Genomic DNA, 25799 nt, shown 5'->3' on the forward strand with positions numbered 1-25799 from the left:
TGGAGATTCGAGATGAACGATCGTCACTCGCCGGCTCGCTCGAGCGGCAAGGCGCGCCCTGTGCGCTGGCTCATCCTCTGCGCGAGCCTCTTCGCGGCGGCGGGGGCGCAGGCCGACTGTGGCGGCCTGCGACCGGCCTCCTTCCGGCCGCAGGCCCCCGGCATGATGAATGCGGTCTACGTGGCCGGCGAGCCGGAGGCCGCGATGCCGCGGTGGCCGGTCATCGTGGGCCTGTGGAAGTTCAGCTTCGTGGCCATGGGGAACCCGCCGCCCGGGCCGCCCGATGGCACGGTGGTCGACTTCGGCTATGCCACCTGGCACGCGGACGGCACCGAGCTGATGAACTCGGGCGCCCGCCCGCCGCAGAGCAGCAACTTCTGCATGGGCGTTTGGAAGGAGACGGCGCCGGGCACCTTCCGGTTGAACCACTACGCCGCTTCGTGGACGCCGGACGGCAGTGCCTTCCTGGGCCCGGCCAACATCAAGGAGGAGGTCACCGTCAGCGACGGTGGGCGGCGCTACGCCGGCGTGTTCACGATCGACCAGTACGACGCCAGCGGCAAGACGCTGCTGGCGCACGTGCAGGGCAACGTCAGCGCCACCCGGATCACGATGGAGGGAGGCGGCCTGTAGAGGGCCGCCTCCGGGCAGCCGACGTTCCGGCTACGGATGGCTGGCGCGGTATGCGGCCCGCTTCTCGCGGTGGGCCGCGACCCGCTCCTTGGCACCGGGCAGGCCGCGCTTTTCGTCCCGCATGGCCCGCTTGAGGCGATCCCGCAGGACGTGGAGGCGCGTCCGGTGCTTGTGCGCTGCGATGGAGTTGGACACTTGATGGCTTTCGGAGCTGTTGAGGCCGTAGTGTGCGCTCATGGCCATCGCGGCCCCACCCGGCCCTGTCTTCGCCGTGCCCTTCGTGGCGTGATCCGATTTGCCCCGGAAAATGCAGGGCGCGATGGCCAAACCCAGGACTGCCCGACACCACCACCACGTCTACGTCGTGGAGCTGTCGGATCGCGTGTGGAACCTGCCCGCATTCCGCAGGGCCAACCCTGACCACATCATCGGCAAGCCGCTGGTCTATGTCGGCATGACCGGGCTCGACCCCGACCTTCGCTTCGACCGGCACAAGGCCGGCATCCAGTCGAATCGTTTCGTGTTCGAGTACGGTCTTCGGCTGATGCCGGAGCTCTATGAGGTCTACAACCCGATGCCTTACCAGGCTGCGCGCGACATGGAGGTCGAACTGGCCATCGGCCTGCGGGAAGCCGGCTACGGCGTCTGGCAGGCGTAGCGCTCGCTCGAGAGGGGCCACATCAGGCGCGGCCGCGCGGTGGGGTCTTCAGCCAGAATCGAACGCTGCGGCGGCGGCGCCGGGCCGACCGATCGGCTCCCGCCACCTGGACTGGAGGCCACCCCGGATGCGCATCGCGCCCTTGCTGACCCTGCTGTGCCTGCTCGGCGGTTGCGCGACGCGCGACGACCGCGTCGCCGCCGACCTCGAACCCGGCCGGCTGCCGCCGCCCGACACCACGCTGGCCATCGCCGGGCTCGGGCCTTGCACCGACAACCCGGATCGGCGATTGCACCTGGATTCGCACCAGCAGGTGACGGTGCTGGTGCACGGCTGCTATGGCTCGTCGGGGCAGTTCCGTGCGCTGGCGCAGGTGCTGGCCTTCCACGGCCAGCAGTCGGCCTGCTTCACCTACGACGACCGAGCGCGGCTCGCCGACACCGCCGCGGAACTGCGGCGTGCGCTGCAGGCGCTGGCCGACCAGTCGCACGTGCCGCGGATCGACGTGATCGGCCACAGCCAGGGTGCACTGGTGGCCCGCCGGGCGCTGACCGACACGCTGCCGGCGCCGCTGCCCGGCGCGCCGGTCGACCTGCGCCTGGTCACGGTGTCGGGCCCGTTCTCGGGCATCGAAGCGGCGCGCACCTGCGGCCGGCGCTGGCTCTACCCCTTGTCGCTGGGCCTTGTGCCGCTGAGCTGCCTGATTGCAACCGGGCCGAAATGGGCCGACATCACCTTCTCGTCGCCCTTCATCCTCGAGCCGGGTGCGTTGTCCGGCCGCGTCAGCCGGCACCTGAAGATCGACACCGACGAGCGCGGCAGCTGCCGGGCCCTTGCGGATGAACGCTGCGTCGACAGCGACGAGATCTTCTCGCTCGCCGAACAGCGCAGCCCGGCGCCTGACGCCGACCCGCGTGTCACCCGGATCGAGGTCGCGGCCGGGCATGTCGAGATCGTCGGTGACAAGCAAGTCGCGCCGAAGAAGCTGATCCAGGTGCTGCAGGAGCAGGGGGTGCTGCAGGCCACCTCGCCGCAGCGGCAGGCGGCCTTCGAGCGGCTGCTGGCGCAGTTGTACGGTCAGCCCTAGCCGTCCGCGCTGGCCTGCTCCTGCTCGCCGGCGCCGCCGATGCTTGGGCGGCCTCAGGCGCGGCCGAAGCAGGCGTTCTCGTCGATCCGGACTGACCCGCAACTGCTTGGGGACAGCGAGATCAGGGCAGCGGATGTCTCTGCAGGGTCGGCCCGCACCTGTCGGCTGACCAGCTGCTCGCCGCCTTCGCGACGTGTCGCCGAACATCCTTCATCCCTTGAGCGCGATCAACTCGAGCCTTGCGGCCGCCTGCTCACAATCAGACCGTCCTTCGGGCTTCCTCCGGCAGGCATGGCAGGGTGGTTCGCATGAGTCGACGCCAGCGTGGTGACGAATTGACCGGCGGGTTCGAGAGGAACGTCGGGACATTGGTTGACGACGCCGTTCAGGCCATGCGCCGCGACCGGCGGTCTGCGGCGGGCCAGGGTCTGTTCGACGCGATCCAGGTCGCCCTGCAGGAGCCGCCTGGCGCGCCGCGGCGCCACGAGCTTGCCAGCCTGGGCCGACTGTGCATGAGGGCCGGATTCGAGGATCTCGGCCTGATCGCCCTGATCGCAGTCGCCGGCGAGTTCGAAGCCGCGCAGGACCATGGCTCGGCCGAGTCGGTGATGCTCGACGTCGGCAGCATCTTCACCCAGCTCCTGGAGCTCGACGAGGCGGTCCATTGGAACCAGCGAGCGTTGACGCTCGCTGAAAAACACGAGCACCACGCCAACGCGGCATCCGCGTCGACCAACCTGGCAATCTGCGCGCTTCGGCTGGATGACCTCGCCCGCGCGCAAGGGCTGGCTTCGGCGAGCCTGCGCCACCTCGAGCACGCCGACTTCCCGCACACCGAGGCGGTCACGCGGGCGTTGCTCACCATGCTCGCCGATCGCCTCGACCGGCCAGCCGAAGAGGCGATCTCCGTGGCCCGGCCGCTGTTCGAGTCGCTGCGCGATGCCGAGAACGGCGAGCACCTTCGCGCCCAGGCGGCCGAGGCGCTCGAGAACCTGGTCCGTCGACACCTGGCGGCGCACCCGGACCTCGACGCCGCTGCGTGGAAGCGGATGCAACTGCCGCAGCTCTGGGGAGGTGGCGCATGAACCGGTTCGAGGACCTCGCGGCGTTCGAGACCACCGACCCGGTGCTGCTGGCCGTCGGGGAGCGGGCAGCGACGCTGCTGCAGTCGTCGTCCGTGGTCCAAGGCCTCGAAGCGCTACGCGTCGCGATCGTCGACTTCGAGCGCGCGCCGGTCGCGACGCGCGACGCGTACTTCACCTCGAACTGCATGGCTGTGGTCCCCGAGCACGGGATCGTCGTCAACGAGAACTTCCTGCGCGATGCCGAGATCGCGATCCGCGCATTCGGCCTGTCCGGCTCGGTCTTCGCCACACCGTTCCTGCGCCACGAGTCGGAGATGTTCGCCTTCGTGAGGCGCGTGCGCGCCCACCCGCGCGAGTACCTGGCCGCGCTGCGGACGCTTTCGACCCGAAACGAGGGCGAACAGTGCCGGCGTGACGAACTGGCCCTCGCCCTCGTGTTCTTTCTCGGCCATGAGGTCGGGCACCTGCGCGACCGCGGCGACCGCCGTACGTTCACCATCACGCTGCCCGAGGGCGCCCCGCTCGAGACCCAGCTGGCAGCGGCGACCGCCAAGTACTGCCGCCATGTCGACGAACTGCACAGCTTCGGTTTCGACTTGCCCGGCTTCGACCTGGCGTTCACGCGCGGCAGCGAGGTCCGGGCGGCGGCAGACGCGGTCCTGGCGACGTTGCCGCCCCACCACGCGGTCAACCACGATGCCTGGTTCCTGGCCGAGAACCGGGCCGATGACTGCGGGATCGAGGTCCTGGTGCAGGTGCTGAACGCCGCCGGGCCGTGGAGCGAGACGGCCGTCCCGGCGCCGGTCCTCGCGGTGCGGGCGCTGTTCGCGGTCGGGGTCCTCTCGTGGTTCCGTGATTTCCTGGGGCTGCTCGAGCAGCTGAGCCCGGAACCCGAGCGGGCGAACGTCGGGTCGCTGATCCTCGACATGATGAGCGACCGCCAGAACTACGTGCGTGCCTCGTCGGTATTCGGCCACGAGCATCGGTTCACGCTGCTGCGCGCCGCGGTGGCGATGGGGCGTGTGCTGAAGCAGTGTGCGATCGAGCCCGCCGACGAGCGCCTGCGCGCCGAGGTCACGCAACGCTGGTACCTCTGCCGCCTGCTGATGGACACCGCGGTCAAGCTCGCCTCGACGGGCGCATCAACCGCCTGGATGCTCGAGAAGGACAAGGAACGAGGCACGCCCCAGCTGTTCATGATGCAGTTCGAGTCGCTGGCGGGCGAGCTGAACCGCCTGCGCGGCATGGGAGCCTGACGCATGTTCGAGATCAAGAAGGGCGCGCGCACCGACGCCAGCACCGGCGAGCCAGCCTGGCGGCTCGCGCCCTCGGTCGCGCAGCGGGCGATGCCCGGCACGGTATTCGCCGTCGACGGCAACGGCAAGTCGTCAGTCGTCGGCCGCCTGGCGATGAAGGTGGCGAACTCGGGAGGGGTGAACGCGGTGCCGGTGCACGCCTCCGTTGGCGCCTGCCATCGGATGCTCGGGCTCGACCGGCCCGCCGGCGGGGCCGACAGCCCCTGTCTCTTCACGCTCGAACTGCCCGACAGCGAAGCCGAGACGATCGACGAGGAGGACCTCGAAGCCCGTCTGTCCGAGCTGCTCGAGAAGGTCCAGCCGATCTACCGCGCGGACCATCGTTACTTCGTCGTGCGCGGCTCCATCTCCGCGCCCTCGATCGTGATCCGGCGCGGCCCTTCGACTTCGCGCGGGAGGGGCCCGGCCGAAGCGGGCGTGGATGTCTCGCAGGTCCAGGCCCTCTCATTCGGGCGCATGACCCCCGTCGCGGTCCTGCTCGACGAGATCCGTACGGTCAAGTCCAACCTGGGCAGCGGGCCTCCGCAGCTGGGGCTGGCACAGCTCGACGAGCCCCTGGGCTGGGCTGAGGACATGACGGTGCCGTGGGTGACGTCGATCGTCGAGCCTGTCGAGACGGCTCGAACGCGCACGTTCGCTGTCGCACGGGCGGTCGAACTGAGGACGTCGATCGGCATCGCGGGCGACCCGGGCGAGCTGGCCTCGATCGGCATCTCGCCCGAGATGCTCGCGAACGCGGTGATCCGGTTCAAGGTGACGATCGAGGGCGCGCAAGTACGACCCAAGGGCGGCGCGGACGCGCTCGCAAGCTCCATCGTGAGCCCGGAACTGCGCTTCCAGGCCGACACGCCGGCGGCGTTCGTGTTCCTGATGCAGGCGGATGCCCCCGGGAGGGTGGCGCTGCACGTGACGCTCTACTTGAACGGCCGCCCGACGCTGCGCCAGGACATGGCGTTGACGGCGGAGCTGGCGGCGCCTGCGGCGACAGCGATGGCGACGGCATCGGCGACGTTCGGGGCTGCAGCACCGGCCGCGACGCCCGCGGACGCGCCGGCCGTCGCGACGGCGATCGACGGTCGCAACCTGATCACCTTGCCGGCCCCCCGCATCGCTCTGGAATTCGGCAGCTACGACCAGGAATATCCCATCGAGCTCACGGTCGACGGCCGCCGCGCGCTGGCCCCGGCGAAGCCGGCCATCAACCGCGCCGACCTGGCCCACAAGACGATCGAGTGGCGTCGGCGGCTGGTAGCGCTGTCGGATCAGTACGGCCGCGCCGAAGGCGGCGAGCTGAGCACTGCAGTGCCCGATGCGCTGCGTGCGTTCGCGCGGATCGGCGTCGAGATTCACCGCGCGCTGTTCGGGCGGCCAACCACGCGAGGGATCGAGGACCTGCGGCGCGTGGCCGACAGCATCGCGCAGGTCCATGGCGATGCGGGCCAGCGCCCGCTGATGACGATCTCGGCCGAGCGGCTGCCGCTGCCGTGGGGGCTCGTCTACGACCGGCCGCTGCCCGACGACGGGCCGGTCGACACGGCCGGCTTTTGGGGCCAGCGCTTCCTGATCGAGCGCATCGCGCCGGCCGTGCTCGGCAAGGTGCCGGGTCGTTCGCTGTGCAGCACCGACGAGCCCGGCGCACAGCTCGTCGCCTGCGTGAACGGCCACCTGGACGATCAACAGCGCGTGGTCGCGGCCGCCCGTCAGGTCGAGTTCTTCGAGCAGCTTGCACAAGGTGCGCTGGCAAGCCGGCCCTTGGTGACGACGCGCGACGATTTCCAGCGCTGGCTCGTGGCCGACCGGGGCGAGAGCCGACTCGTCTACTTCTTCTGCCACGCCAACTCGGCCCACACCATGGACGAGCGGTACTTCCAGTCGCGCGAAGCCTCGGACGCCGGCACCTGGCTCGATCTCGACGCCGACGAACGACTGCGCATCGACATCAACTGGCTCGCCGACAAGCGCGACGCGCCGCTCGCCGGCCAGCCGCTCGTCTTCCTGAATGCATGCTCGACTGCCGAGGGTGATCGCGAGTTTCAAAGCCCCTTCTTGACGCAGTTCATCCGCGGGTACGACGCCCGTGGCCTGATCGGCAGCGACTGGAAGGTGCCGACCGTGTTCGCCGACGAGTTCTCGCGGCGCTTCCTGCGCCGGTTCCTGCTGGCGCCCGGTGCCAGCGTGGGCCAGGCCCTCGCCGCGACCAGCGACGAGTTCATGGCCGCCGGCAACCCCTTCGCGCTCATCTACGCGATCTACGGCCGCAGCGACATCGTCGTCACCGAGGAGACAACACCATGATCGGCTACGTCATCAGCGACCTGCACATCGGCGGCGGCGACGCCGACCCGAAGCTCGAGGACTTCTTCCAGGACGAGGCTTTCGTCCGCTTCGTCGACGGGGTGCGCGGGCCGGACGCGACCCTGTTCATCAACGGCGACTTCATCGACTTCGCGCAGATTCCGCCTTACGACGTGCCCGCGCCGCGCCACCTGCTGTGGCCCGAAAGCGCGTCGCTCGAGAAGCTCGAACACGCCTGCCGGGCCCATGGCGCCTGCTTCGACGCGCTGGCGCGCTTCGCCCAGACCGGCGAGCTCGTGATCCACATCGGCAACCACGACCTCGACCTGGGCTGGCCGGCGGTGCAGCGGCGCCTGTCACAGCGGCTCGGCGGCGGCCGGGTACGTTTCGAGCTGCGCTCGTCGCGTTGGCATGGCGTTCACATCGAGCATGGCCACGAGTTCACGCCCGAGAACGCGCTCGAGGCCCCCGAGGTCTGGAAGCACCGGTGGGCGGCGCCCGGCCAGCAGGAGGTCGAGTATCTCGAGCGGGTCTGGGGCACCGACTTCATGCTGGAGTTCTACAACGGGCTCGAGCGCGAGTTCCCGTTCGCCGACAACGCGAAACCCACGGCGACGGTCGCGTTTCACGGCCTGCGCCAGCGCTGGATCGGTGGGCGCGAACTCGTCCGGCTGGTGCTGTTCCTCAAGCGGCGAGGCGTGCCGTGGAGCGGGTTGTCTTCCGCATTGCTCGGCGACGAGAGCACCGTCGACAAGGTCGTCGACGGCATCGACGATCGCGAATGGCAGACGATGCTCGAGACGCGCCGGCGCGAAGATGCCGAGTTCGAGGCCGAGATCATCACCGCCGCGGCTACCCTCAGCCCGGATGAACGCGCGATCCTGGCCGGTCCGAGTGCGCCGCTGGGGGTCGCCGGCCAACTGCCCGGCGGCCCCGGCGCGACGCTGGGCTTGTTCCGCGACGATCGCGAGCACCGCGCCGCACGGGACCGCATGAGCGAGGCCGGCGTGACCCACGTCGTCTTCGGGCACACCCACGATGTCGTCGACGGCGAGTTGCAGGGCACGCTGTTCAATCCGGGAACGTGGATCCCGTCGCTTGATCTTCGTGCCGACACCGTCCAGGCCAAGCTGCGGGCGGAAGGCGGCCTGTCGCTCGAACTCCTCGGCGACGACCGGTATTGGGTGACCGATCGGCGGGCGGTCGAGATCAGGCCCAATCCGCCCCACTCCGCTCAGGTGCGGCTGCTGCGCATCTGAGGTGCAGCCGCAGCGCCGACGGTGGGGCCGGTGGTCCGTCGACCCCATCACTGACGAGGGTCAACAGAGGCGACTTCAATGGGAACCATTGGGCGCGCATCGCTGGCAACGCAGACGGCCGCGCAGGGGTAGGGCGGATCTTCCTGGTGCTGCTCTGCGGTGCATCCCGGGCATCTGCGGGCCCCCGTAGGAGGCCAGCCGTCTATCGGCGCCCAAGTGCTGCGTTCGCCACAGACACAAGTTCAGCAAGTGTCTCCGGCAGCATCGGCTTGGTGAAGAAGTCGTCGAACCCCGCTTCGATGCAAAGCCGACTGTCTTCCGGCTGACCTCGACCGGTCAGACAGACAAGCCTTGCGGAACTGCGCACCTGGCCCGCTCGGAAATGTCGCGCCATATCGCAGCCGTTCATGTCCGGCATCTCGAGGTCGATCAACGCCACATGGGGATCGAACCCAGCCGCGGTGGTCAGCCCCTGCGCACCGTCAAATGCGATGGCCGTCGCGCATCCCATCGCTGCCAAGAGCGCGCACAGTGCTTCGGCACCATCCACGTTGTCGTCAACAACAAGCACTCGTAGCTGAGGAGCTGCCCGGTGCGTCGTGACATTTTCGGCCATTGGGACTCGCACGGGGCGAGCAAAGTAGGTTGCGTTATGAAGTCCCCGGGCAACCATCATGCCGACTGGCACTCAAAACCCCTGCTCTGTACGGTAGAGCACATTCTGCGAATGTCGTGGAGGAGGATACTGCGGCGGTGTTGTTCACGGCCGCTGCGCCGTGGCTGGAACAGCCTGCGAACGCTCTTCTCGCACCGGGCGGCGAGCCTTTGACAAGGGTGCCCTGAATGCACAGTTTTCTGGCGAACAACCGCGACGAGCTCATAGCTCGGTGCAAGGCAAAGGTGGCGCAGCGACCCAAGCGGGCCGCCACGGCTGAACAGTTGGCCAACGGCATCCCGTTGTTCCTGCAGCAACTGACGAGCACGCTTGAGGCAGAGGAAGAGGGCGACATCGCAGGAGGCGAGCGGATTTCCGGACCAGCAGGCGGAGACAAGATCGCGTTGTCCGAAATCGGCGTGAGCGCGACCGCGCATGGCAAGGAGCTCATGAAGCTCGGCTACACCGTGGACCAGGTCGTTCATGACTATGGGGATCTCTGTCAAGCCATCACGGACCTGGCCGTGGAGCGCGACGCCCCGTTCTCCGTCGATCAATTCCGAACGCTCAACCGGTGCCTCGACAATGCAATCGCCGACGCGGTGACCGAGTTCAGTGCCCAGCGCGACACCACTGCTTCGCTTCGGCATTCGGCCGATGAAAACGAGCGTCTGGGGGTCCTGGTTCACGAGCTCAGGAATTTCCTGCAACCGGCGATGATGGGGTTCGCTGCCCTGGAGTCAGGAGCGGTGCCCATTGGTGGCTCCACGGGAGCGCTGGTCAAGCGCAGCCTGGTTTCGCTGTCAGGTCTACTCGAACGCTCACTAGGGGAAGTGCGGGCCAAGGCCGGCGCGACAGACCAAACCCATGCGTTCTCGCTTGCTGAGTTCATCGCGGACGCGAGGAGCATCGCGTCGCTGGGCGCTACTGCGAAAGGCTGCGCCTTCGCGGTGCCTGAAGTGGACAGCAGCATAGGAATCGCGGGAAATCGAGACCATCTATTGGCGGCTCTGGTGAATCTGCTTCAGAACGCGTTCAAGTTCACTCACCCCCATACAGAGGTCACGTTGCACGCCTACGGCGAAGGAGACCGCGTTTTGATCGACGTCAAGGACCACTGCGGCGGACTTCCCCCGGGATTCGCCGAGAAGATGTTCAAGCCCTTTACGCAGGGCAATGTCGACAGAAGTGGGTTGGGGCTCGGCCTTTCTATCGCCAGGCGAACCGTCGAAGCCGACCGCGGGAGTCTGACGGCGCGCGACGTGCCGGGCATCGGTTGCGTATTCACGATCAGCCTTCCGCGCTACTCGCTGTAGCGAGCCGCGTGACTCCCTTCAGCGCAATCCAGATGCTCCATCCGCGCATCAGTGGCGGGGAAAGCGAACTCGGCCGCCTCGTATCGCGCCCCCGCGGCCTCGCACCGTGCCATGCAGCGCACACTTGATCAAGGTCAGTCGCTGCGGCAGACGTGGTCGTATCCTGTTTCGGTCCTTCGTATTCGATGCTTTGAAATCCCGTTCGTGATCGAGGCGATCTGAACCACGACGAACGAGGAGTGCGCATGAAGCCCCTGCCCATTCTCTGGAAGCGACTCGTTGACCAAGGCGAGACCTGTCCGCGCTGCGGCTCGACCGAGCGCAACGTCGCGGCCGCCGTGTCCAAGCTCGAATCTGCACTGCAGCCGCTGGGCATTTACCCCGTGCTGGAAACTCGAGCCATAGACGACGCCACCTTTCGCGCGGCGCCGGCCGAGTCCAACCGCATCTGGATCGGTGGCAAGCCCATGGAGGAATGGCTGGGCGCGCAGGCGGGCACCAGCCCGTGCTGCGAGGTCTGCGGCGACCTACCTTGCCGCACGATGGAACTCCACGGCCAGACCTACGAGACCATCCCGGAGGACCTGATCGTCAAGGCAGCCATCATCGCGGCATCGCAGTTGATCGCCCCTGGCGCCACCCTATCCGCATCCTCGTCCTGCTCGACGAGTTGCGGCTGCATCCCAGCTCCCGGCTGATGCGCTTGGCACCCCAACCCTGCGCGCTCATCACCGGCATCCTTGCACCACCTCCTGCGGCGCCAACATCTTCTCGCCCCCCTTGGCCAACCACGACCAACGGGGTGCGCGCAACCGCGTGCGATTGCGCCGCCAGCAGCAACGCGCGCACCGGATCGCGCACGATCGAGGCCGTCGCCTGCACGGCCAGCTGACGCGAAAGCGTTTGGTCGCGCAGGGCGCTGACATCGATCGCTTTGCATCGCGGGCTTTGCGGCGCGGCTGAAAGCGCTTCGCAGATGCAGTGCAATGGCCGGCCAAGCGCCCGCCCAGGCCCCGAAGTGGGCACGCCGGTTGCCCGCCTCCTCCTACAGCAGCGCCAGCCTGCGTCAGGGTCGACTGAAATGCCACGATCGGTCGTGCACCATGGATCCGAACCAGGCTTACCGTTTGATCTACGAGAACCTGCCGCAGGGGGTGGTGCTGCTCGATCGTGACGGTGTGGTGCTAGCGCTCAACCGCGCTTCGCTGGCGGTGCTGGCCAATGCGCTGCAGGCCCCCACCGGCGTGGGCCACAACCTGCTTCCTGGCCTGACGCAGCCCCATCGAAATGCGCTGCGACACCTGATCCACCGCGTGTTCAACGGTGACACGGGTGCGCTGCAGTTCGAACTCGGCGCCCCTGGCGGCCCCGCACGCTGGCTGGAGCTCCACGCTGCGCCGATGTGTGACGCCGCGGGGCGGCTGCTCGCGCTGCTGGGCGTCGTGCGGGACGTCACCGAGGCGCGAGGCACGGTCGAAGCCCTGCGCACCAGCGAAGAACTGCACCGGCTGCTGGCCGAGAACTCCAACGACCTGATCACGCTGCGCGAGATCGACGGCACGCCCATCTACGGCAGCCCGTCGTTCGCGCGCCTGATGGGCCGCTCGCCTGCGGAGTCGATGGAACTGCTGTTCGAGCGCTTCCACCCGGAGGACCAGGCGATGGGCCGGCGCGCCTGGGAGGAAGTGGTGCACGGCACGCCGCGCTACACCACCTTTCGCTATCAGCACCTCGATGGCCGGTGGCATTGGCTCGAGGCCTGGGGCACGCTGGTGCCCTACGGCGGGCGGCCCTGTGTGCTGAGCGTGAGCCGCGACGTCACGCGCCGCAAGCAGGCCGAGGATCTGCTGCGCGAATCGCAGAAGATGGAGGCCATCGGCACGCTGGCCGGTGGCATCGCGCACGACTTCAACAACGTGCTCGCCGGAATCCTGGGCAATGTTTCGCTGGCCCTGGAAGACCTGGACCCCGCGCATCCGGCATGCGCCCGCCTGCAACAGATCGAGAAGTCGGGCTTGCGCGGTCGCAAGCTGGTGCAGCAGATCCTGGCATTCGCGCGTCGCCAGCCCAAGCGGCTGGTGCAAACGGCCCTGGGGCCGCTGGCGCGCGATGCCGTGGACATGTTGCGCACGACCCTGCCCTCCAGTGCGCAGCTCGCCCTGGTGCTTCACCCGCAGCCGGTGCACGCCGTCGTCGACCCCACGCAGGTTGCCCAGGTGGTGATGAACCTCGTCACCAACGCCTGGCAGGCCCTGCCCGATCGCACGGGGCGCATCGAGGTGGGGATCGAACCGGTACTGCTCGACGCGGCGCATGCGCAGCGGCTGGGATGCCAGGCGTCGGAAGGACACGCCCATCTCTGGGTGCGCGACGATGGCATGGGCATGGACGAAACGACCCGCGCGCGCATCTTCGAGCCCTTCTTCACCACCAAGGCCCCCGGGTCCGGCACCGGGCTGGGCCTGTCGGTGACGCGCGGCATCGTCGCCGAGCACGGAGGCTGCATCCTCGTCGACAGCAGCCCCGGGGCGGGCAGCACCTTCCATGTGTACCTTCCCGCGTGCGAGACGCCCGCCGCCGCCGGCGAACCGACCGCGCTGCGCGAAGCCGCCCACGCGCAAGGCGAACGCATCTTGTACGTGGACGACGACGACGTGATCGTGATGATGGTCGAGGCGATGCTGCGCCGGCTCGGCTACCGCGTGTGCACCTGCAACGACGCGCAGCAGGCGCTGGAGCTGGTGGGCAGCGATCCGGCCGCGATCGATGTGGTGGTGACCGACTTCAACATGCCCGTCATCTCGGGGCTTGAGGTGGCGCGCGCGCTGGGCCGTATCCGCCCTGGCCTCCCGGTCGTCATCGCCTCGGGCAACATCACCCCGCAACTCGAGCGCGAAGCCGCGCTGGCCGGCGTGCCGGCGCTGCTGCAAAAGCAGGACCTCGCCGAAGAGCTTGGGCCGATGCTGCAGCGGGTGCTGCACCCCGCGGCTCCTGGCTGATCGCGCCGGGTAACGCCGCCTCAAGCCGTCAGATGAGCCGCCGGACGAACCGGCGCGCAGTTGCTGCCCTCGCGTGGCCGTCATTCGCCAGGACCTCAACCAGCCACCAACGCCCGCTGCAGCGCCCTGCAGCCTCGTCTGCTCTGCGGCGAGCTGTTCGATCTCGACCGGCTTGGTGACTTGAATGGCGATGCCGCCGGCACAGGCAGCTGGCCCAGGCGCTATCGCTCGTACGGAAGCGGAAGCGAGGCGCGCGACAACCGCATTGGACGACTTGAGGTGTCGATGCTCGAAGGCAGGCGTCGAGGCCCGGGAGCGGAATGCCAACCGCTTCGGCCGTTATGCCCCGGCCATGCCTTCCAGCGCCACCGCAAATCGCACGAGAGGTCCGACCTCGGTCTGCACGAACAGTCCGCGCGCCGGAGAATGGTCCAACCTATGACTGAAGGCCATAGGTTCGGTTCGACCGTCCGCTACCTTGGCATCGAAGTCGACGACGCTCTGGAGATCTCCGAGCAAACAGAGATCTGAACTCGGCCTGACTCGGTGGCGCCTCGGTCCGCACGCCGTCGGCGGTCCTCAAGGGCAGCTTCAGGGCAGCGCCGCAAAGTTACGGACCCGGCCATGAACAGTCGCCGGTGACTGGCTGCTTCCGTGCCATCCGATTCAGCGTCAAGTAGCGTTGAGTGGAAGCGTTTGACGTTGTCGAAGACATCTGTATGAACCTCGCCATGAGGTGCGGCCCCTTTTGCGGGCGAGCAACGCTTCGGCGCAGTGAAGTAGCACTTCTCGCACCGTTGGCTGCGCTGAGAAGTCCCCGGCGCGTTGCCGGTAGAACGCTCGGCCGTGTAGCATCTGAGGCGCACCTCGACAAGGGAGCCTCGGTGTCAGATAAAGCCGACCTGATCAAGGACGTCGTCTACAAGGAATACGAGCGCCTTCAAGGCGGAATCGACGCCGTCGTTAACGGCTCGTTCACGGACTTCGCCACGCTTTCCGTCTTCGGCGCCATGTTGGCCTGGAAGCCCATAACCGACCGACTGACATCGACCAAGGACACCTCGACGTCGCCCTTCATTCTGTGCCTGGGCTTCAGCACGATGTTCGTCGTGCTCGCGATCATCGCCACCCGTGACCTCATGAAACAGGCGATCGTGTTCTACGCAATCGGAGAGCTCAAGGTCTATGAGGACGCCTTGCGTTCAAGCTTGGCGCCCGACGGCCAGGAGCTCTTTCGCTCGAGCTCGAATTTTGGGGCCTGGTTCCGGGAATCCTTCATCCCGATCTCGACACACTTCCGTCTCCTTGTTGTCGGCTTAAGCTTGAGTTTTCCGCTGGTTATTCTCTGGCCGCGCAGCCGCCGGGCTGCTGCCGGTTTTATCGGAGTCGCAGCGGTGTGCCTGGCGGTCTACATAAGCGCGTTGTCCCAATTCTTCGCGCTCACGCACAAGGTGATCGGGCCATGAGGAGCCTGGCATGCGCACCTACCGCAACATCATCATGCTGGTTGCCTGGGTGTTGCTTTGGTTCTCGCTCCTGCTCTCGGGAATGTCCTTCGACTCGGCGCCGATCGACTTGGTGAGGCAAACCCTGGAGGCGACCGGCCTCTGGTCAGATTGCAAGGGCTACGACGACCCGCTTTATTGCTCTTCACCCAAGGTGCTGTCGCTCTTGGTCTTCTGCGGCATCCTCGGAGCCCTGTCATATCCGGCATTCGACTCACCAAGGCCCATGCGCTGGGTGACTGGAGTGGCGTCGACCATCTTCGCTGGCTATGTTGCGATGAGCCCGGCCCGCTTTGAGCAGCCCTATACCGTCTTTGTTCTCGTATTCCAGTTCATCTGCATGGTAGCCGGTGGCTACGGCGCCTCGCGACTGCTGGCATGGTGCATCAGGCGCGAGAAAGCGTGATCGCTGGCCAGGCTACCAAGCCTTGTTGTTGGCCATCTCCGAGGACGGGGGCATCGACGTGCACGCTGACGCGACACAAGGGGAGGCGATCTGCGCTCTCCAGGTGGCTGTCGATGAATACCAGACCGGCCTGTTTGGTGAACGACTGTTTTGTGCCGGCGAACTCCACGCGTTGAAGGTCGGCTCAGGGTCGACTCCTGCCGGTCATACTCGGCGAGAGCAGTCGCTCGCGACGACGCCGGGGCCCGGGGCCCGGGGCCGCTGTCAGGCTGCGTCGCCAGAGCGACGAAGCGGTTAAAGGCGTCGAGCGGCCGCGCTGCGTCGATGTACTGGCGCCCGGCATCGCCGGCGGCTGCACGGTGGCTGCCAGCGTCGAATGGGACGCACCTGCGCCGCCTGCTGATGGTTCACGCCATCCCATCGCGCACCAGCGGCGCCTGCTCCAGCGCCTGGCCGACGCCGCGCGCGAAGGCCTTGTGCATGTTGTGCAGCGCCGGCTCGTTGCGCCCGAAGGTGTTGAAGCTGCGCAGCTTGCCGTTCAGGCTCTTCATCACGTTGGCGCTGACCCAGTAGTCCTCCTTGTCGACGATCTCGCGCACGAACTCGAAGTGCTGCTGCGGGCTGTTCACACCCCAGCCCGCTTCGGGCTGGGTGCTGCGCCAGAAGCAGCGGTAGCGGGTCAGGTGCTCGCCCACCTCCTTGCCCGGGTAGAGCTGGAAGAGCTCCACCGCCGCGGGCGACACCAGCAGCGAGATGTTGGGGTAGATGAAGTGCACGAGCTGGAACTCGTTGAAGAGGTCGTCGCCCCAGTCGGCCTCGGGCACCTCCTTCAGCCGCTTGATGGTCAGGTTGGGGAAGGCGACGCGGTGGTTGCGCCGGTCGGGCCCGAAGAAGTGCACCAGCGAGAGATTGCCGATGGACACATCGCCCAGCGAGGCCTTGTGCAGCGGCGTGAAGTGGTAGCCCTCGCAGAAGGTGTCGAGCGCGAGCTTCCAGTTGGACTTCAGGTTCCACTCGTGGGTGCCGACGAGCGTCGTCTGGCCCAGGTTCCAGGCGGCGAACAGGGCTGCGGTGTCGCCGAGGATCTCGTCGATCGAGAAGCGCAGGCCGGGCTTCAGGCCGACGAAGATCAGGCCGTACTTCTCTTCGACCGGCAGCCGCACCAGGTCGTAGAACTGCTTCTCGATGGGGCCGAAGCTCTTTTCCTCGTAGACGTTGCGCAGCTGGCCCTTCAGGTCGAAGCCCCAGGCGTGGTACGGGCAGGTGATGGACGCGGCCTTGCCGCTGCCTTCCTTGAGACGTGCGGCGCGGTGGGTGCAGGCGTTGAGGAAGGCGTGCACCTGGCCCGCCTTGTCGCGCGTGAGCAGCACTGGCACGCCGAGCTCGTCGAAGGTGCTGTAGCTGCCGGCCTCGGGCAACTCGCTGCTGAAGCCCACGAGCTGCGGGCTGTCGCTGAAGATGGTCTTTTTCTCGCGCTCGAAGAGCTCGGGGTCGGTGTAGATCGCCGTGGACACGCGCAGCACCTCGGGCGCGCTGTCGGTGGTGCCGGCCTCCAGGTGGGCCAGCACGGCCTTGACGATGTCGACGTAGGCTTGTCTCTCGGTCATCGCCTCGCGCCGGGCGGCCTCCTCGCGGGGCAGCGAACGGGTGTCGGTCTGGGGGTTCATGTCTGCTCCTGGTCGTGTCTCACAGATCCAGCACCAGGCGCTCGCCGCGGGCGCGCGAGCAGCAGGGCGTGAATTGGTCGTTGCAGCGCTTCTCTTCGTCGCTGAGGTAGCTGTCGCGGTGCTCCGGCTCGCCTTCGAGCACAGGCGTCAGGCAGGTGCCGCACACGCCTTGCTCGCAAGACACCTGCACCTGCACGCCATGCGCGCGCAGCGCCTGCGCCACGGTCTGCCCGGCCGGCACGGTGAGCGTGCGGCGACTGCGCGCCAGGTGCAGCTCGAAGGGCCGGTCGAGCTTGCCTTCGGCGGCCGGCGCAGAGAAGCGCTCGAAGTGGATCTGCGCCTCGGGCCAGCCTTGCTCGCGGGCGCTGCGGCAAACGGCATCGATGAAGCCGCCGGGGCCGCAGACGTAGACGTGGGTGCCGGTGTCGGCGGGGGCCAGCACGGCCGGCAGGTTCAGTCGCTGCGCGGCGGGTCCATCGTCGTGGTGGAAGTGAACCTGGCCGGCAAAAGGCGCGGACCGGATCCGCCGGACGAAGGCCGTGCGGGCGGCCGAGCGGGTGCAGTAGTGCAGGGCGAAGTCCGCGCCGGCGCCGGCCAGGCGCTCGGCCATGCACAGCAGGGGCGTGATGCCGATGCCGCCGGCCAGCAGCAGCGTGCGCCGGGCCGGCACCAGCGCAAAGTGGTTGCGGGGCGCGCCGATGCGGATGACCTGGCCCTCGGCCAGTTCGTCGTGCACGGCCGCCGAGCCGCCGCGCGATCGCGGATCGCGCAGCACGCCGATCAGGTAGCGGTGGGTTTCGGCCGGGTCGTTGCACAGCGAGTACTGGCGCAACAGGCCGCGGGGCAGTTCCACGTCGATGTGTGCGCCGGCTTCGAAGCGGGGCAGCGAATCGCCCGCGAGCGGCGCCAGCTCCAGCAGCGCGATGTCGGCCGCCTCCATCGTCTTGCGGGCGATGCGCACCTGAAGGGTCGTTCCGCTCATGGCGCAGGTGCGGCGAGCCGCTGGCGAATGTCGAGACGCAACTGGTCCTTGCGGACCTTGCCGGAGGCGGTGCGCGGCAGCGACGGCACGAGCACCAGCCGCTCGGGGTACTTCTGCTTCGCCACGCCCGCGTCCGCCATGCAGGCCAGCACCTGGTCGAAGCTCAAGGCCGCACCGGGCCGCAGCACGGCATAGGCGCAGACCGTCTCGCCCAGGCGCTCGTGCGGCATGGCCACCACCGCCGCCTCGGCGATGGCCGGGTGGCGGTGCAGGATGTCCTCGATCTCCTTGGCGCTGACCTTCTCGCCACCGCGGTTGATCAGGTCCTTCTTGCGGCCGGTGACGATGAGCGCGCCCTCGGGCGTCAGCACGCCGAGGTCGCCGGTGGCGAAGAAGCCTTGGTCATCGAAGCTCTCGGCCGATTGCGCAGGGTCCGCGTAGCCCAGGGCCAGGGCGGGGCCGCGCACGCAGATCTCGCCTTCACGGTCCGGCGGCAGCGCGGCGCCGTCGTCGCTGTTGATGCGGACCTCGTAGTGCACCACCTCGCCGTCGGTGAGCGCCGCCAGGTCCAGGCTGCCTTCGCCCACGAAGCCCAGCGTGACCAGGGGCGCCTCGCTGGAGCCGTAGACGCGAAACGCGCGGCCGTTGCTCAACACGCCGGCAGCCCGGCGGATCAGGGCCGGCGGCACCTCGGCGCCGCCGCAGGCGAAAAGCCGAAGCGTGGGCAGGCCGGTACGCTGGCGTCCGGCTTCGTCCAGCAGCTCCTGCAGGAAGGGCGTGGCACCCATGCTGGCGCTGACCTGCTCGCGCTCTATCAGCCGCACCGCCTCGGCCGCATTCCAGCGCTCCATGAAGACGGTGCGCGTGCCGCAGATGAAGGGCAGCTCGATGCCATAGCTGAAGCCGGTGACATGGGTGACGGGCGAGGCCATCAGCACGGTGTCGCCCGGACGCTGCCCCCAGTGCGCGAAGGCCCGGCGCAGGGTGACGGGGGTGGTGTTGTGGCTGTGCAGCACCCCCTTGGGCCGGCCGGTGGTGCCCGAGGTGTAGAGCAGCAGCTTGACGGCATCGGGATCGACGCGCGGCCGCGCGGCCAGCCGGCGCTGCTCGCCCACCAGGGCTTCATAGCTGTCGTCGAGCTGGGGGTCGGGGGAGCGCACCGAGGCGACCAGGCGCAGGGCCGGCAGCTGGGGGGCGAGGCGCCGCATCATCGCGGCGTGGTCAAAGCCGCGCTGCTGGGCCGTGAAGAACACGGCCTTGGCGCCCGCATCGGCCAGCATGTAGGCCACCTCGGCGTCGCGGTAGATCGGCACGATGGGCGCGACCACCAGGCCCAGCAGCGCGGCCGCGAGATCGATCACCACGGCCTCGCGCCAGTTCGGCAGCTGGAAGGCCACCACGTCGCCGGCCACGAGGCCGCGCGCCTGCAACGCACCGGCCAGGGCATACGCCTCGCGCAGCAGCGCGTCCACACGGCTGGCCTCGCCCTCGAACACGTGCGTGATGCGCCCAGGCTCCTGCTCGGCCATGGCCTCGGCCAGCTCGGCGACCGTGCGATCGAGCCACGCCCCGCTGTCGCGGTAGCGCGCCACGGCGGCGGCCGTCTGCGGGTTGGGCCAGCGTGGCGCGGTGCAGGGTGGGCTGCTCATCAGCATGGTGAACCCAGGGCCAGCCCGGGCGAGGCCAGCGACAGTTCGGTGAAGCGGCGCAAGTGCGGCTCGCGCCCGCCGAACAGGGCGTTGATGACCATCACGCGGCGGAAGTGGTGGCTGACCTCCAGCTCCTCGGTGATGCCCACGCCGCCGTGCATCTGCACGGCCTCGTTGGCCACCCGGCGGGCGGCCGCGGCGATCCAGGCCCGTGCGCCGCTGACGAGGCGGCCGCGCTCGGCCATCGGCAGGGCCATGGCCTGCTGCGCGGCGCGCAGCAGGGCGCGCGACTCCTCCTGCAGCAGGAACAGGTCGACCATGCGGTGCTGCAGGGCCTGGTTGCTGCCCAGCGGCTTGCCGAACTGCTGGCGGACCTTGAGGTAGGCGCAGGTGGCATCGACCAGTCTGCGGATCACGCCCAGGCCTTCGGCGCACAGCGCCACCGCGGCTTCGTCGTGGGCGTGCGCGATCGCGGCGGCGGCATCCGACGCCTCCAGGCGCTCGACCGGCGCATCGTCGAAGAGTAGCGTGGCCGCACCCCGGCCGTCGACCAGGCGATAGGCGCGGCGCTGAACGCCGGCAGCGTCGGGCGCGACGAGGCACAGCGCCGGAGCGCCGCCCGCATCGGCGTCGTGCGCGCTGACGATCAGCCTTCCTGCCACGTCGCCGTGCAGCACGTTGACCTTGGCTCCGGTGAGGCGCCGGCCGCGCAGCTCGCAGGCGCCGCCCGGCGCGTCTTCGCAGGCATGGGCCAGCGTCAGCGAGCCCTCGGCCAGGGCGGGGAGCAAGCGGGCCTGCTGTGCGGCGTTGGCGCTGCGAAGCACGAGGCCGGTGCCGAGCACCGCGCTGGCGAGCCACGGCTCCATCAGCAGCCGCTCGCCCACGAGCTCCATCACGGCGCCTATGGCCGCAGCGTCGGCATCGATGCCACCCTCGTGTTCGGGCAGGCGCAGCGCCAGCCAGCCGAACCCGGCGTAGTGCGACCAGGCTTGAGCGCTGAAGCCGTTCGTGCTGCCGAGGAAGGCCGCGCGCTGGGCGAAGCCGTAATGCTCGGCCGCGTAGCGCGCCACGCTGTCGCGCAGCATCTCGATGGTGTCTCGGTCCGTGGTCATTGATGCGATCGCACTCATAGGCCCAGCACCGCCCTGGCCAGGATGTTCCGCTGCACCTCCGAGGAGCCGCCGAAGATGGTGGCGGCGCGGTTGTAGAGGTGCTCCTTGACGATGCCGCCGGCGTCGTCCGGGCCCAGGGGCGGCAGGCCGGCGTCGTGCAGCGCGGCCGTGTCGTAGGCGATGCCGGCCGGGCCCAGCGCATCGACCAGGGCCTCGGCGATGTCCTGGTACAGCTCGGTGCCGCGGACCTTGATGAGCGCCGCTTCGGCGCCGCTTTCCGCGCCGTTCATCACCGCCTCCATCGCCTGGTAGGCGGCGGCTTCGAGGGCGAGGAAGCGCAGCTCGAACTCGCCCAGGCGCTGGCGCATGGAGGGTTCGTCGATCAGCCGGCCGCCCTCGGGAGACGGCGTGTCGGCGGCCAGCCGCTCTAGACGCCGCAGGACGTGCCTGGCCATGCCCACGATGGCACCAGCGGTGCGCTCGTTGCGCAGCAGGAACTTGGCGTGGCTCCATCCCTCGCCTTCTTCGCCGACGAGGTTGGCCACCGGCACGCGCACCTCGTCGAGCCAGACTTCGTTCACGTGGTGGTAGCCATCCATGGTGCGGATGGGCTTGACGGTGATGCCGGGGCTGCGCATGTCGATGAGCAGGAAGGAGATGCCGTCCTGCGGCCGCGGGCCGCGGCTGGTCTTGACCAGGCAGAACATCCAGTCGGCCCATTGCGCGTAGGTGGTCCACACCTTCTGGCCGGTCACGACGTAGTGCTCGCCTTCGCGCCGCGCCTCGGTGCGCAGGGCAGCGAGGTCGGAGCCGGCGCCGGGCTCGGAGTAGCCCTGGGCCCAGAACTCCTCGCTGCTGACGATGGCCGGCAGGAATCGATCTTTCTGCGCCTCGGTGCCGTAGGTGTAGATCACCGGCCCCACGTACTTCACGCCGAAGGGCAGCACCCAGGGGCAGCCCTGGCGCGCCAGCTCGTCCTCGAAGGCGAAGCGCTCCAGGGCCGACCAGCCTGCGCCGCCGCAATCGCGCGGCCAGTGGCCGACCAGCCAGCCCTGTCGCTGCAGCAGGCGCAGCCACTGCAGGTAATCGGCCTTGGCCAGCACCTGGTGGCGCCCGGCCTTGCGGCGCAGCTCGGCGGGCAGGGTCTCGGCGCAGAAGCGCCGGATGTCTTCGCGCAGCCGGGCCGCCCCGGCGTGGGCTTGTTCGAGGGGCGTCGATTTGCTCATGGCGTTGCGCTGCCGTGGTTCACTCAGCCCCGCCCAGGCCGAGGTACTTGTCCAGCGTGAGGTGGTGGTGCCGGATGCGGCTTTCCTGGTAGCTCGCCAGGCTGACTTGGCCGCGCTGGCTGGCCCGCATGCCCTTCATCATGAAAGGCAGGTTGCGCATGTCCTCTTCGAACACCGGTCCCAGCGCCCCGATCTCGGGCGCGGCGGTGAAGGGCTGGTCGTCGGCGAGGCGGTTCAGCGGTGCGGCCGGCGGGCAGGGGCTGCCGGCGGGGTACCGGCCCAGCAGGTAGACGTCGAACAGGCAATGGTCCTGGTCGTCGCCGTCGGGGATGACGCGGTAGACGATGTTGCCGAAGTAGCCGGCCCAGACCTGGAAGTTGGGGAACACCGAGTAGAGGATCGCGTCTTCCAGCTCGGCCAGCGTGGCGTCCGACAAGTCCGCGCCCGCCGCCGCTGCATAGGCCTGCCGGTTGAGCTCGCCGACGTACTTTCGTGCCGACATGCCCTCGGGCAGGGCGTGGCCCGAGCCGTCGGTCTCCGACATGCGGCCGGACAAGGCGAGGATGTCGTTCAGCGTGGTCGTCTCGTCGACGCCGCCGAGGTTGGGGCTGACCACGCCCATGGGCGTGATGGCCCGGGCGATGTGGTCGCCGAACACGTCGTACTGGCTGTCCACGTCGCCGGTGAAGGTCAGGATGCCGGGGTGGGTGGCCTTGGTGTGCATGGCCTCGAAGAAGGCCTCCTGCGCCACCTTCCAGTTGCAGGCGATGCGCCGCTGCACGTGGGCGATCGAGACGGAGCGGTCCATCAGGTAGCGCTCGAAATGCGCGGGCAGCACGCCGAGGTGCTCCAGCAGCGTCGGCGCTTCAGGGTCGAAGTTGATGAAGACGAAGCCGGCCCAGCTCTCGACGCGCACCTGCGGCAGGTCGAGCTTGGTGTCGTCCAGATGGGGGAAGTCCCAGGCGCAGGGCTTGCTCTTGAACCGGCCCTGGAGATCCCAGGTGAAGCCGTGGAACGGGCACTTCAGCTGGCCGGCCGTGCCGCCCTGGTTGCGCAGCGTGCGGCCGCGGTGCAGGCATGAGTTGTAGAAGCCGCGGATCGTGCCGTCTTCGCCGCGCATCAGGATCACCGAGCGGTCGACGATGTCGTAGACCACGTGGTCGCCCGGGCGGGGGACTTCTTCCTCGCGCACGACGAACTGCCAGGCCTTGGGCCAGAGCTTCTCGGCCTCGAGGCGGTGGAAGGCGTGAGACGTGTAGCGCGCGACGTCCAGGTCCTCGTTGCCGAACTTCGGCGGCGCCGGTTGCAGGAAGGCAGGCACCTCGACGGTCTCCTGCGCCAGCAGCTCCTGGAAGCGCATGGGGTTGCCGGCCGTCTCCGGCGGGCGCACGAAGATCTGCGGTTCGATCGGCTTGTTCATGGCTTGTCTCCGTAGGGCCGCCCCAAGGAGACTGATCCCCCTCGGGGGGACCAGGCCAGGGGCCTGTTGGGGGTCAGGTTCATCCGGTTTCGCCTGGGTGGGGTCAGGTCTGAAGAATCGTCACGGCGCTCACGCCGGGGGCGCCGTAGACGTGCGTGTAGCCCAGGCGCGGCCGGCCCGGCACCTGGCGCGCGCCGGCCTGGCCGCGCAGCTGGGTGCACACCTCGACGACCTGGCGCAGGCCGGAGGCGCCGACCGGCTCGCCATTGGCCAGGCAGCCGCCATCGGTGTTGATGGGCAGGCGGCCGCCGATCTCGGTCTCGCCGCGTTCGAGCAGCGCGAGCTGTTCGCCGTGCTCGCAAAAGCCGTTCTCGGCCATGTGGATCAACTCCGAGCCACTGTCGGTGTCCTGGATCTGGATCACGTCGATGTCGGCGGGGCCGACGCCGGCCTGCTCGTAGGCGGCGGCCGAGGCGGTCACCGTGGGCGCCGGGACGCCGAGCGCCGCCAGGCCGGGGCTGAAGACCTCGAACGAGCCGTGGTGGCGGGTGCGCATCAACGCGGCCTTCACGAGCACAGGGTGGCGGCTGTACTTGTGCGCCGAACGCGCGCTGCACAGCACCAGCGCGGCACCGCCTTCGGCCGGGCTGCAGAACATGTACTTGCGCAGCGGCAGGTTGACCGGCACGGAAGCGGCGATCTGGTCGGCGCTGATCGCCTGCCGGCGCCAGGCGTGCGGGTTCAGCGCCCCGTTGCGAAAGGCACGCTCGGCCACCAGGGACAGCACGCGTTCGGGCAGGCCGTGCTCGTGCAGGTAGCGCTGCGTCTTCAAGGCGAAGAACTGGGTTGTCAGCATCAGGCCGGTCTGGCCGTACCAGTCTTCCAGGCCCCAGTCGGCGGGCTGGGCGTTGAAGGCGCCGCGGGGGTGCTTGTCGAAGCCGACCGCCACGCCGATCTCGGCCACCCCGCTGCGGATGGCCGCCACCACGCTGGCCAGGGCGCTGCCTCCCGTCGCGCAGCCGTTGGCCACGTTGACGAAGGGCACGCCGGTCAGGCCCAGCAGGTTGGACAGCGCATCGGCGTTGCCGGCGTCCTGGCTGCCGCCATAGGCCACGCCCACCGCGCTCCACGGTACGCCCGCGTCGGCCAGGGCTTGGCGCACGGCAACGGCGCCCTGGTCGACGCCGGACAGAGCGTCGGTGCGGCCGAAGGGGTGCAGGCCGATGCCGATGATGGCGACGTCGTCGGTCATGAGGGGGTGCTGTCGGGGACGGGTTCGAAGGCGAAGGTGTGCACGGCTTCGCCGCCCGGCAGGTGGCGGTAGGCCTCGAGCGTGAGCCGCATCGGCATGCCGATGCGCAGCCGGGCCGGGTCGGCCACGGTCAGGCGGGACTCGACCTTGAGGCCGCTTTCCAGTTGGACGTAGCCGACGCCATAGGGCTGGAAGCCGGCCTCGCCGCCGTCTGCGCTGCTGCCGTCATACGGCGGCTTGGGGCGAAAGCCCTGGATGGTCCAGGACCAAAGCCGTCCGCTGTGCCCCAGCGCGGTGTCGTCCAGCTCGGTGCCGCTGCATCGCGTGCAGCCCCGGGCCCGGGGGAAATACAGCTCGCCGCAAGCCACGCAGCGGCTGCCCATCAGCGACCAGGCGCCGTCCTGCAGGCGCAGCAGATGAGGGGCCAGCAGCACGGGCGGTGGTGTCGTTCTCTCAACAAACGATAATGTCTGTTTGTTTTCAAACCGGGCAGAAAGCACGCCGGCCGGCAGATGCAGGCTCCCGCTCATGCCGCCTCCTGCCGCGCCGCGAGGCCGCGCTGCAGCGCCTTGGCACCGTGGGCCTCGGCATACGCGCGCTCGAACTCGGTCTGCGTGGTCTGGGCCAGCAGGTCGATGAGGCGCTGCAGCCGGGCCCCCTTGACGTAGCCGACCGGGTCCACCGCGACACCCTGCAGGGTGGAGAAGATCAGGTCGCGCAGCACCTCGGCGGCGCCCTGCACCTCGCCCCAGAAGGGGAAGTGCTCGAGGATGCTGGATGAGACCTTGGCGTCGAGCGCGCGCTCGAGCGGGGCCATGGCGGCGCTCAAGGTCTTGTCGGCGCGGGCGCCGCGCTGCAGCTCGTGCAGGGCGATGAACGAGGGCTTGGCGTAGTACTTCTGCAGGTGCACGATGGTGTCGCGCATGTCTTCGTAGCTGGGCAGCGTGCCGGCGGGGACCTTGACCTTGCCGAGCGTCTCGTCGTATTCCTTGGCGCGCAACTCGGTGATGTACTGCGCCGCGGCGGTGAAGACGGCGGCGCGCGACTTGAAGTGGTGCGTCATCGCGCCGCGCGACACGCCGGCCTGCTGGGCGATCTTGTCGGTGGTGGTCTGCGCATAGCCCAGCTTGATGAGGCACTGCATGGTGGCTTCGACGACCTGGGTCTGGGTGAGCAGGCTTTTCTCGGCTTGCCAGGTGCCGTCGGCGGTGTCGCGACGGCGGGCGGGGCGGGTTCTCTTGGTGGCGATGGTGGGCATGGGCAATGGCTTCATGCGG

Annotated in this window: 23 protein-coding genes and 1 pseudogene; 13 read left to right on the forward strand and 11 right to left on the reverse strand. The window is 68.7% G+C overall.

The window, feature by feature from the left end; genetic code table 11:
- Positions 1-12 precede the first annotated feature (12 nt).
- Positions 13-633 (forward strand): hypothetical protein, encoded by a 621-nt coding sequence (locus ACS5PM_RS05975; protein ID WP_439386506.1) that lies wholly within the window; start codon positions 13-15, stop codon positions 631-633.
- A gap of 30 nt (positions 634-663) precedes the next feature.
- On the opposite strand, the gene ACS5PM_RS05980 is transcribed toward ACS5PM_RS05975, so the two are convergent.
- Positions 664-870 (reverse strand): hypothetical protein, encoded by a 207-nt coding sequence (locus ACS5PM_RS05980; protein ID WP_439386508.1) that lies wholly within the window; start codon positions 868-870, stop codon positions 664-666.
- Between the two features lie 82 nt (positions 871-952).
- Between ACS5PM_RS05980 and ACS5PM_RS05985 the strand changes: the two genes are divergently transcribed.
- The 6 genes from ACS5PM_RS05985 (at position 953) to ACS5PM_RS06010 (ending at position 8333) form a co-directional block, all read left to right on the forward strand.
- Complete coding sequence (locus ACS5PM_RS05985; RefSeq protein ID WP_439386510.1) at positions 953-1291, forward strand: hypothetical protein; 339 nt, start codon at positions 953-955, stop codon at positions 1289-1291.
- Between the two features lie 127 nt (positions 1292-1418).
- Positions 1419-2378: an esterase/lipase family protein gene (locus tag ACS5PM_RS05990; RefSeq protein WP_439386512.1), complete on the forward strand. Its 960-nt coding sequence runs from the start codon at positions 1419-1421 to the stop codon at positions 2376-2378.
- Positions 2379-2686: 308 nt separating this feature from the next.
- Positions 2687-3463, forward strand: coding sequence for a hypothetical protein (locus tag ACS5PM_RS05995; RefSeq protein WP_439386514.1), 777 nt, complete (start codon positions 2687-2689; stop codon positions 3461-3463).
- Positions 3460-4719 (forward strand): hypothetical protein, encoded by a 1260-nt coding sequence (locus tag ACS5PM_RS06000; RefSeq protein WP_439386516.1) that lies wholly within the window; start codon positions 3460-3462, stop codon positions 4717-4719. Before ACS5PM_RS05995 ends, ACS5PM_RS06000 begins: the two co-directional genes overlap by 4 nt.
- 3 nt (positions 4720-4722) lie before the next feature.
- A complete protein-coding gene (locus tag ACS5PM_RS06005; RefSeq protein ID WP_439386518.1) occupies positions 4723-7074 on the forward strand; it encodes a CHAT domain-containing protein in 2352 nt (783 codons plus the stop codon).
- Positions 7071-8333: a metallophosphoesterase family protein gene (locus ACS5PM_RS06010; protein ID WP_439386520.1), complete on the forward strand. Its 1263-nt coding sequence runs from the start codon at positions 7071-7073 to the stop codon at positions 8331-8333. Before ACS5PM_RS06005 ends, ACS5PM_RS06010 begins: the two co-directional genes overlap by 4 nt.
- 202 nt (positions 8334-8535) lie before the next feature.
- On the opposite strand, the gene ACS5PM_RS06015 is transcribed toward ACS5PM_RS06010, so the two are convergent.
- Positions 8536-8949, reverse strand: a complete 414-nt coding sequence (locus tag ACS5PM_RS06015) for a response regulator (protein ID WP_439386522.1) — start codon at positions 8947-8949, stop codon at positions 8536-8538.
- A 227-nt stretch (positions 8950-9176) separates the two neighbouring features.
- Between ACS5PM_RS06015 and ACS5PM_RS06020 the strand changes: the two genes are divergently transcribed.
- The 6 genes and pseudogenes from ACS5PM_RS06020 (at position 9177) to ACS5PM_RS06045 (ending at position 15214) form a co-directional block, all read left to right on the forward strand.
- Positions 9177-10304: a sensor histidine kinase gene (locus ACS5PM_RS06020; RefSeq protein ID WP_439386524.1), complete on the forward strand. Its 1128-nt coding sequence runs from the start codon at positions 9177-9179 to the stop codon at positions 10302-10304.
- A 245-nt stretch (positions 10305-10549) separates the two neighbouring features.
- Positions 10550-11002 carry a DUF2703 domain-containing protein gene (locus ACS5PM_RS06025; RefSeq protein ID WP_439386526.1) on the forward strand — a complete coding sequence of 151 codons (453 nt, stop codon included), beginning with the start codon at positions 10550-10552 and terminating at the stop codon, positions 11000-11002.
- 405 nt (positions 11003-11407) lie between these two features.
- Positions 11408-13303 carry a hybrid sensor histidine kinase/response regulator gene (locus ACS5PM_RS06030; RefSeq protein ID WP_439386528.1) on the forward strand — a complete coding sequence of 632 codons (1896 nt, stop codon included), beginning with the start codon at positions 11408-11410 and terminating at the stop codon, positions 13301-13303.
- Between the two features lie 459 nt (positions 13304-13762).
- Positions 13763-13834, forward strand: a pseudogene (locus ACS5PM_RS06035) (integrase); the annotation flags it as partial.
- Positions 13835-14187: 353 nt separating this feature from the next.
- Positions 14188-14769, forward strand: coding sequence for a hypothetical protein (locus ACS5PM_RS06040; protein WP_439386530.1), 582 nt, complete (start codon positions 14188-14190; stop codon positions 14767-14769).
- A 10-nt stretch (positions 14770-14779) separates the two neighbouring features.
- Entirely contained in the window at positions 14780-15214 is a 435-nt protein-coding gene (locus ACS5PM_RS06045; protein ID WP_439386532.1) for a hypothetical protein, read from the forward strand.
- 407 nt (positions 15215-15621) lie between these two features.
- On the opposite strand, the gene ACS5PM_RS06050 is transcribed toward ACS5PM_RS06045, so the two are convergent.
- From ACS5PM_RS06050 to ACS5PM_RS06090, 9 genes are all read right to left on the reverse strand, one after another.
- Positions 15622-16881: an aromatic ring-hydroxylating oxygenase subunit alpha gene (locus ACS5PM_RS06050; RefSeq protein WP_439386534.1), complete on the reverse strand. Its 1260-nt coding sequence runs from the start codon at positions 16879-16881 to the stop codon at positions 15622-15624.
- 19 nt (positions 16882-16900) lie between these two features.
- Positions 16901-17863: a PDR/VanB family oxidoreductase gene (locus tag ACS5PM_RS06055; RefSeq protein WP_439386536.1), complete on the reverse strand. Its 963-nt coding sequence runs from the start codon at positions 17861-17863 to the stop codon at positions 16901-16903.
- Complete coding sequence (locus ACS5PM_RS06060) at positions 17860-19512, reverse strand: AMP-binding protein (RefSeq protein ID WP_439386538.1); 1653 nt, start codon at positions 19510-19512, stop codon at positions 17860-17862. The genes ACS5PM_RS06055 and ACS5PM_RS06060 overlap by 4 nt, the downstream gene beginning before the upstream one ends.
- On the reverse strand, positions 19512-20624 hold the full coding sequence (locus tag ACS5PM_RS06065) for an acyl-CoA dehydrogenase family protein (protein ID WP_439386540.1): 1113 nt from the start codon (positions 20622-20624) through the stop codon (positions 19512-19514). The genes ACS5PM_RS06060 and ACS5PM_RS06065 overlap by 1 nt, the downstream gene beginning before the upstream one ends.
- 14 nt (positions 20625-20638) lie before the next feature.
- Complete coding sequence (locus ACS5PM_RS06070) at positions 20639-21850, reverse strand: acyl-CoA dehydrogenase family protein (RefSeq protein ID WP_439386543.1); 1212 nt, start codon at positions 21848-21850, stop codon at positions 20639-20641.
- Positions 21851-21869: 19 nt separating this feature from the next.
- A complete protein-coding gene (locus ACS5PM_RS06075; protein ID WP_439386545.1) occupies positions 21870-23270 on the reverse strand; it encodes an aromatic ring-hydroxylating oxygenase subunit alpha in 1401 nt (466 codons plus the stop codon).
- Between the two features lie 103 nt (positions 23271-23373).
- Complete coding sequence (locus ACS5PM_RS06080; RefSeq protein WP_439386548.1) at positions 23374-24522, reverse strand: thiolase family protein; 1149 nt, start codon at positions 24520-24522, stop codon at positions 23374-23376.
- Positions 24519-25052, reverse strand: a complete 534-nt coding sequence (locus ACS5PM_RS06085; protein WP_439386550.1) for a Zn-ribbon domain-containing OB-fold protein — start codon at positions 25050-25052, stop codon at positions 24519-24521. The genes ACS5PM_RS06080 and ACS5PM_RS06085 overlap by 4 nt, the downstream gene beginning before the upstream one ends.
- Complete coding sequence (locus tag ACS5PM_RS06090; RefSeq protein WP_439386553.1) at positions 25049-25780, reverse strand: TetR/AcrR family transcriptional regulator; 732 nt, start codon at positions 25778-25780, stop codon at positions 25049-25051. Before ACS5PM_RS06090 ends, ACS5PM_RS06085 begins: the two co-directional genes overlap by 4 nt.
- Positions 25781-25799 lie beyond the last annotated feature (19 nt).

This window comes from Ideonella flava (assembly GCF_051857595.1).
GTDB lineage: Bacteria > Pseudomonadota > Gammaproteobacteria > Burkholderiales > Burkholderiaceae_C > Ideonella.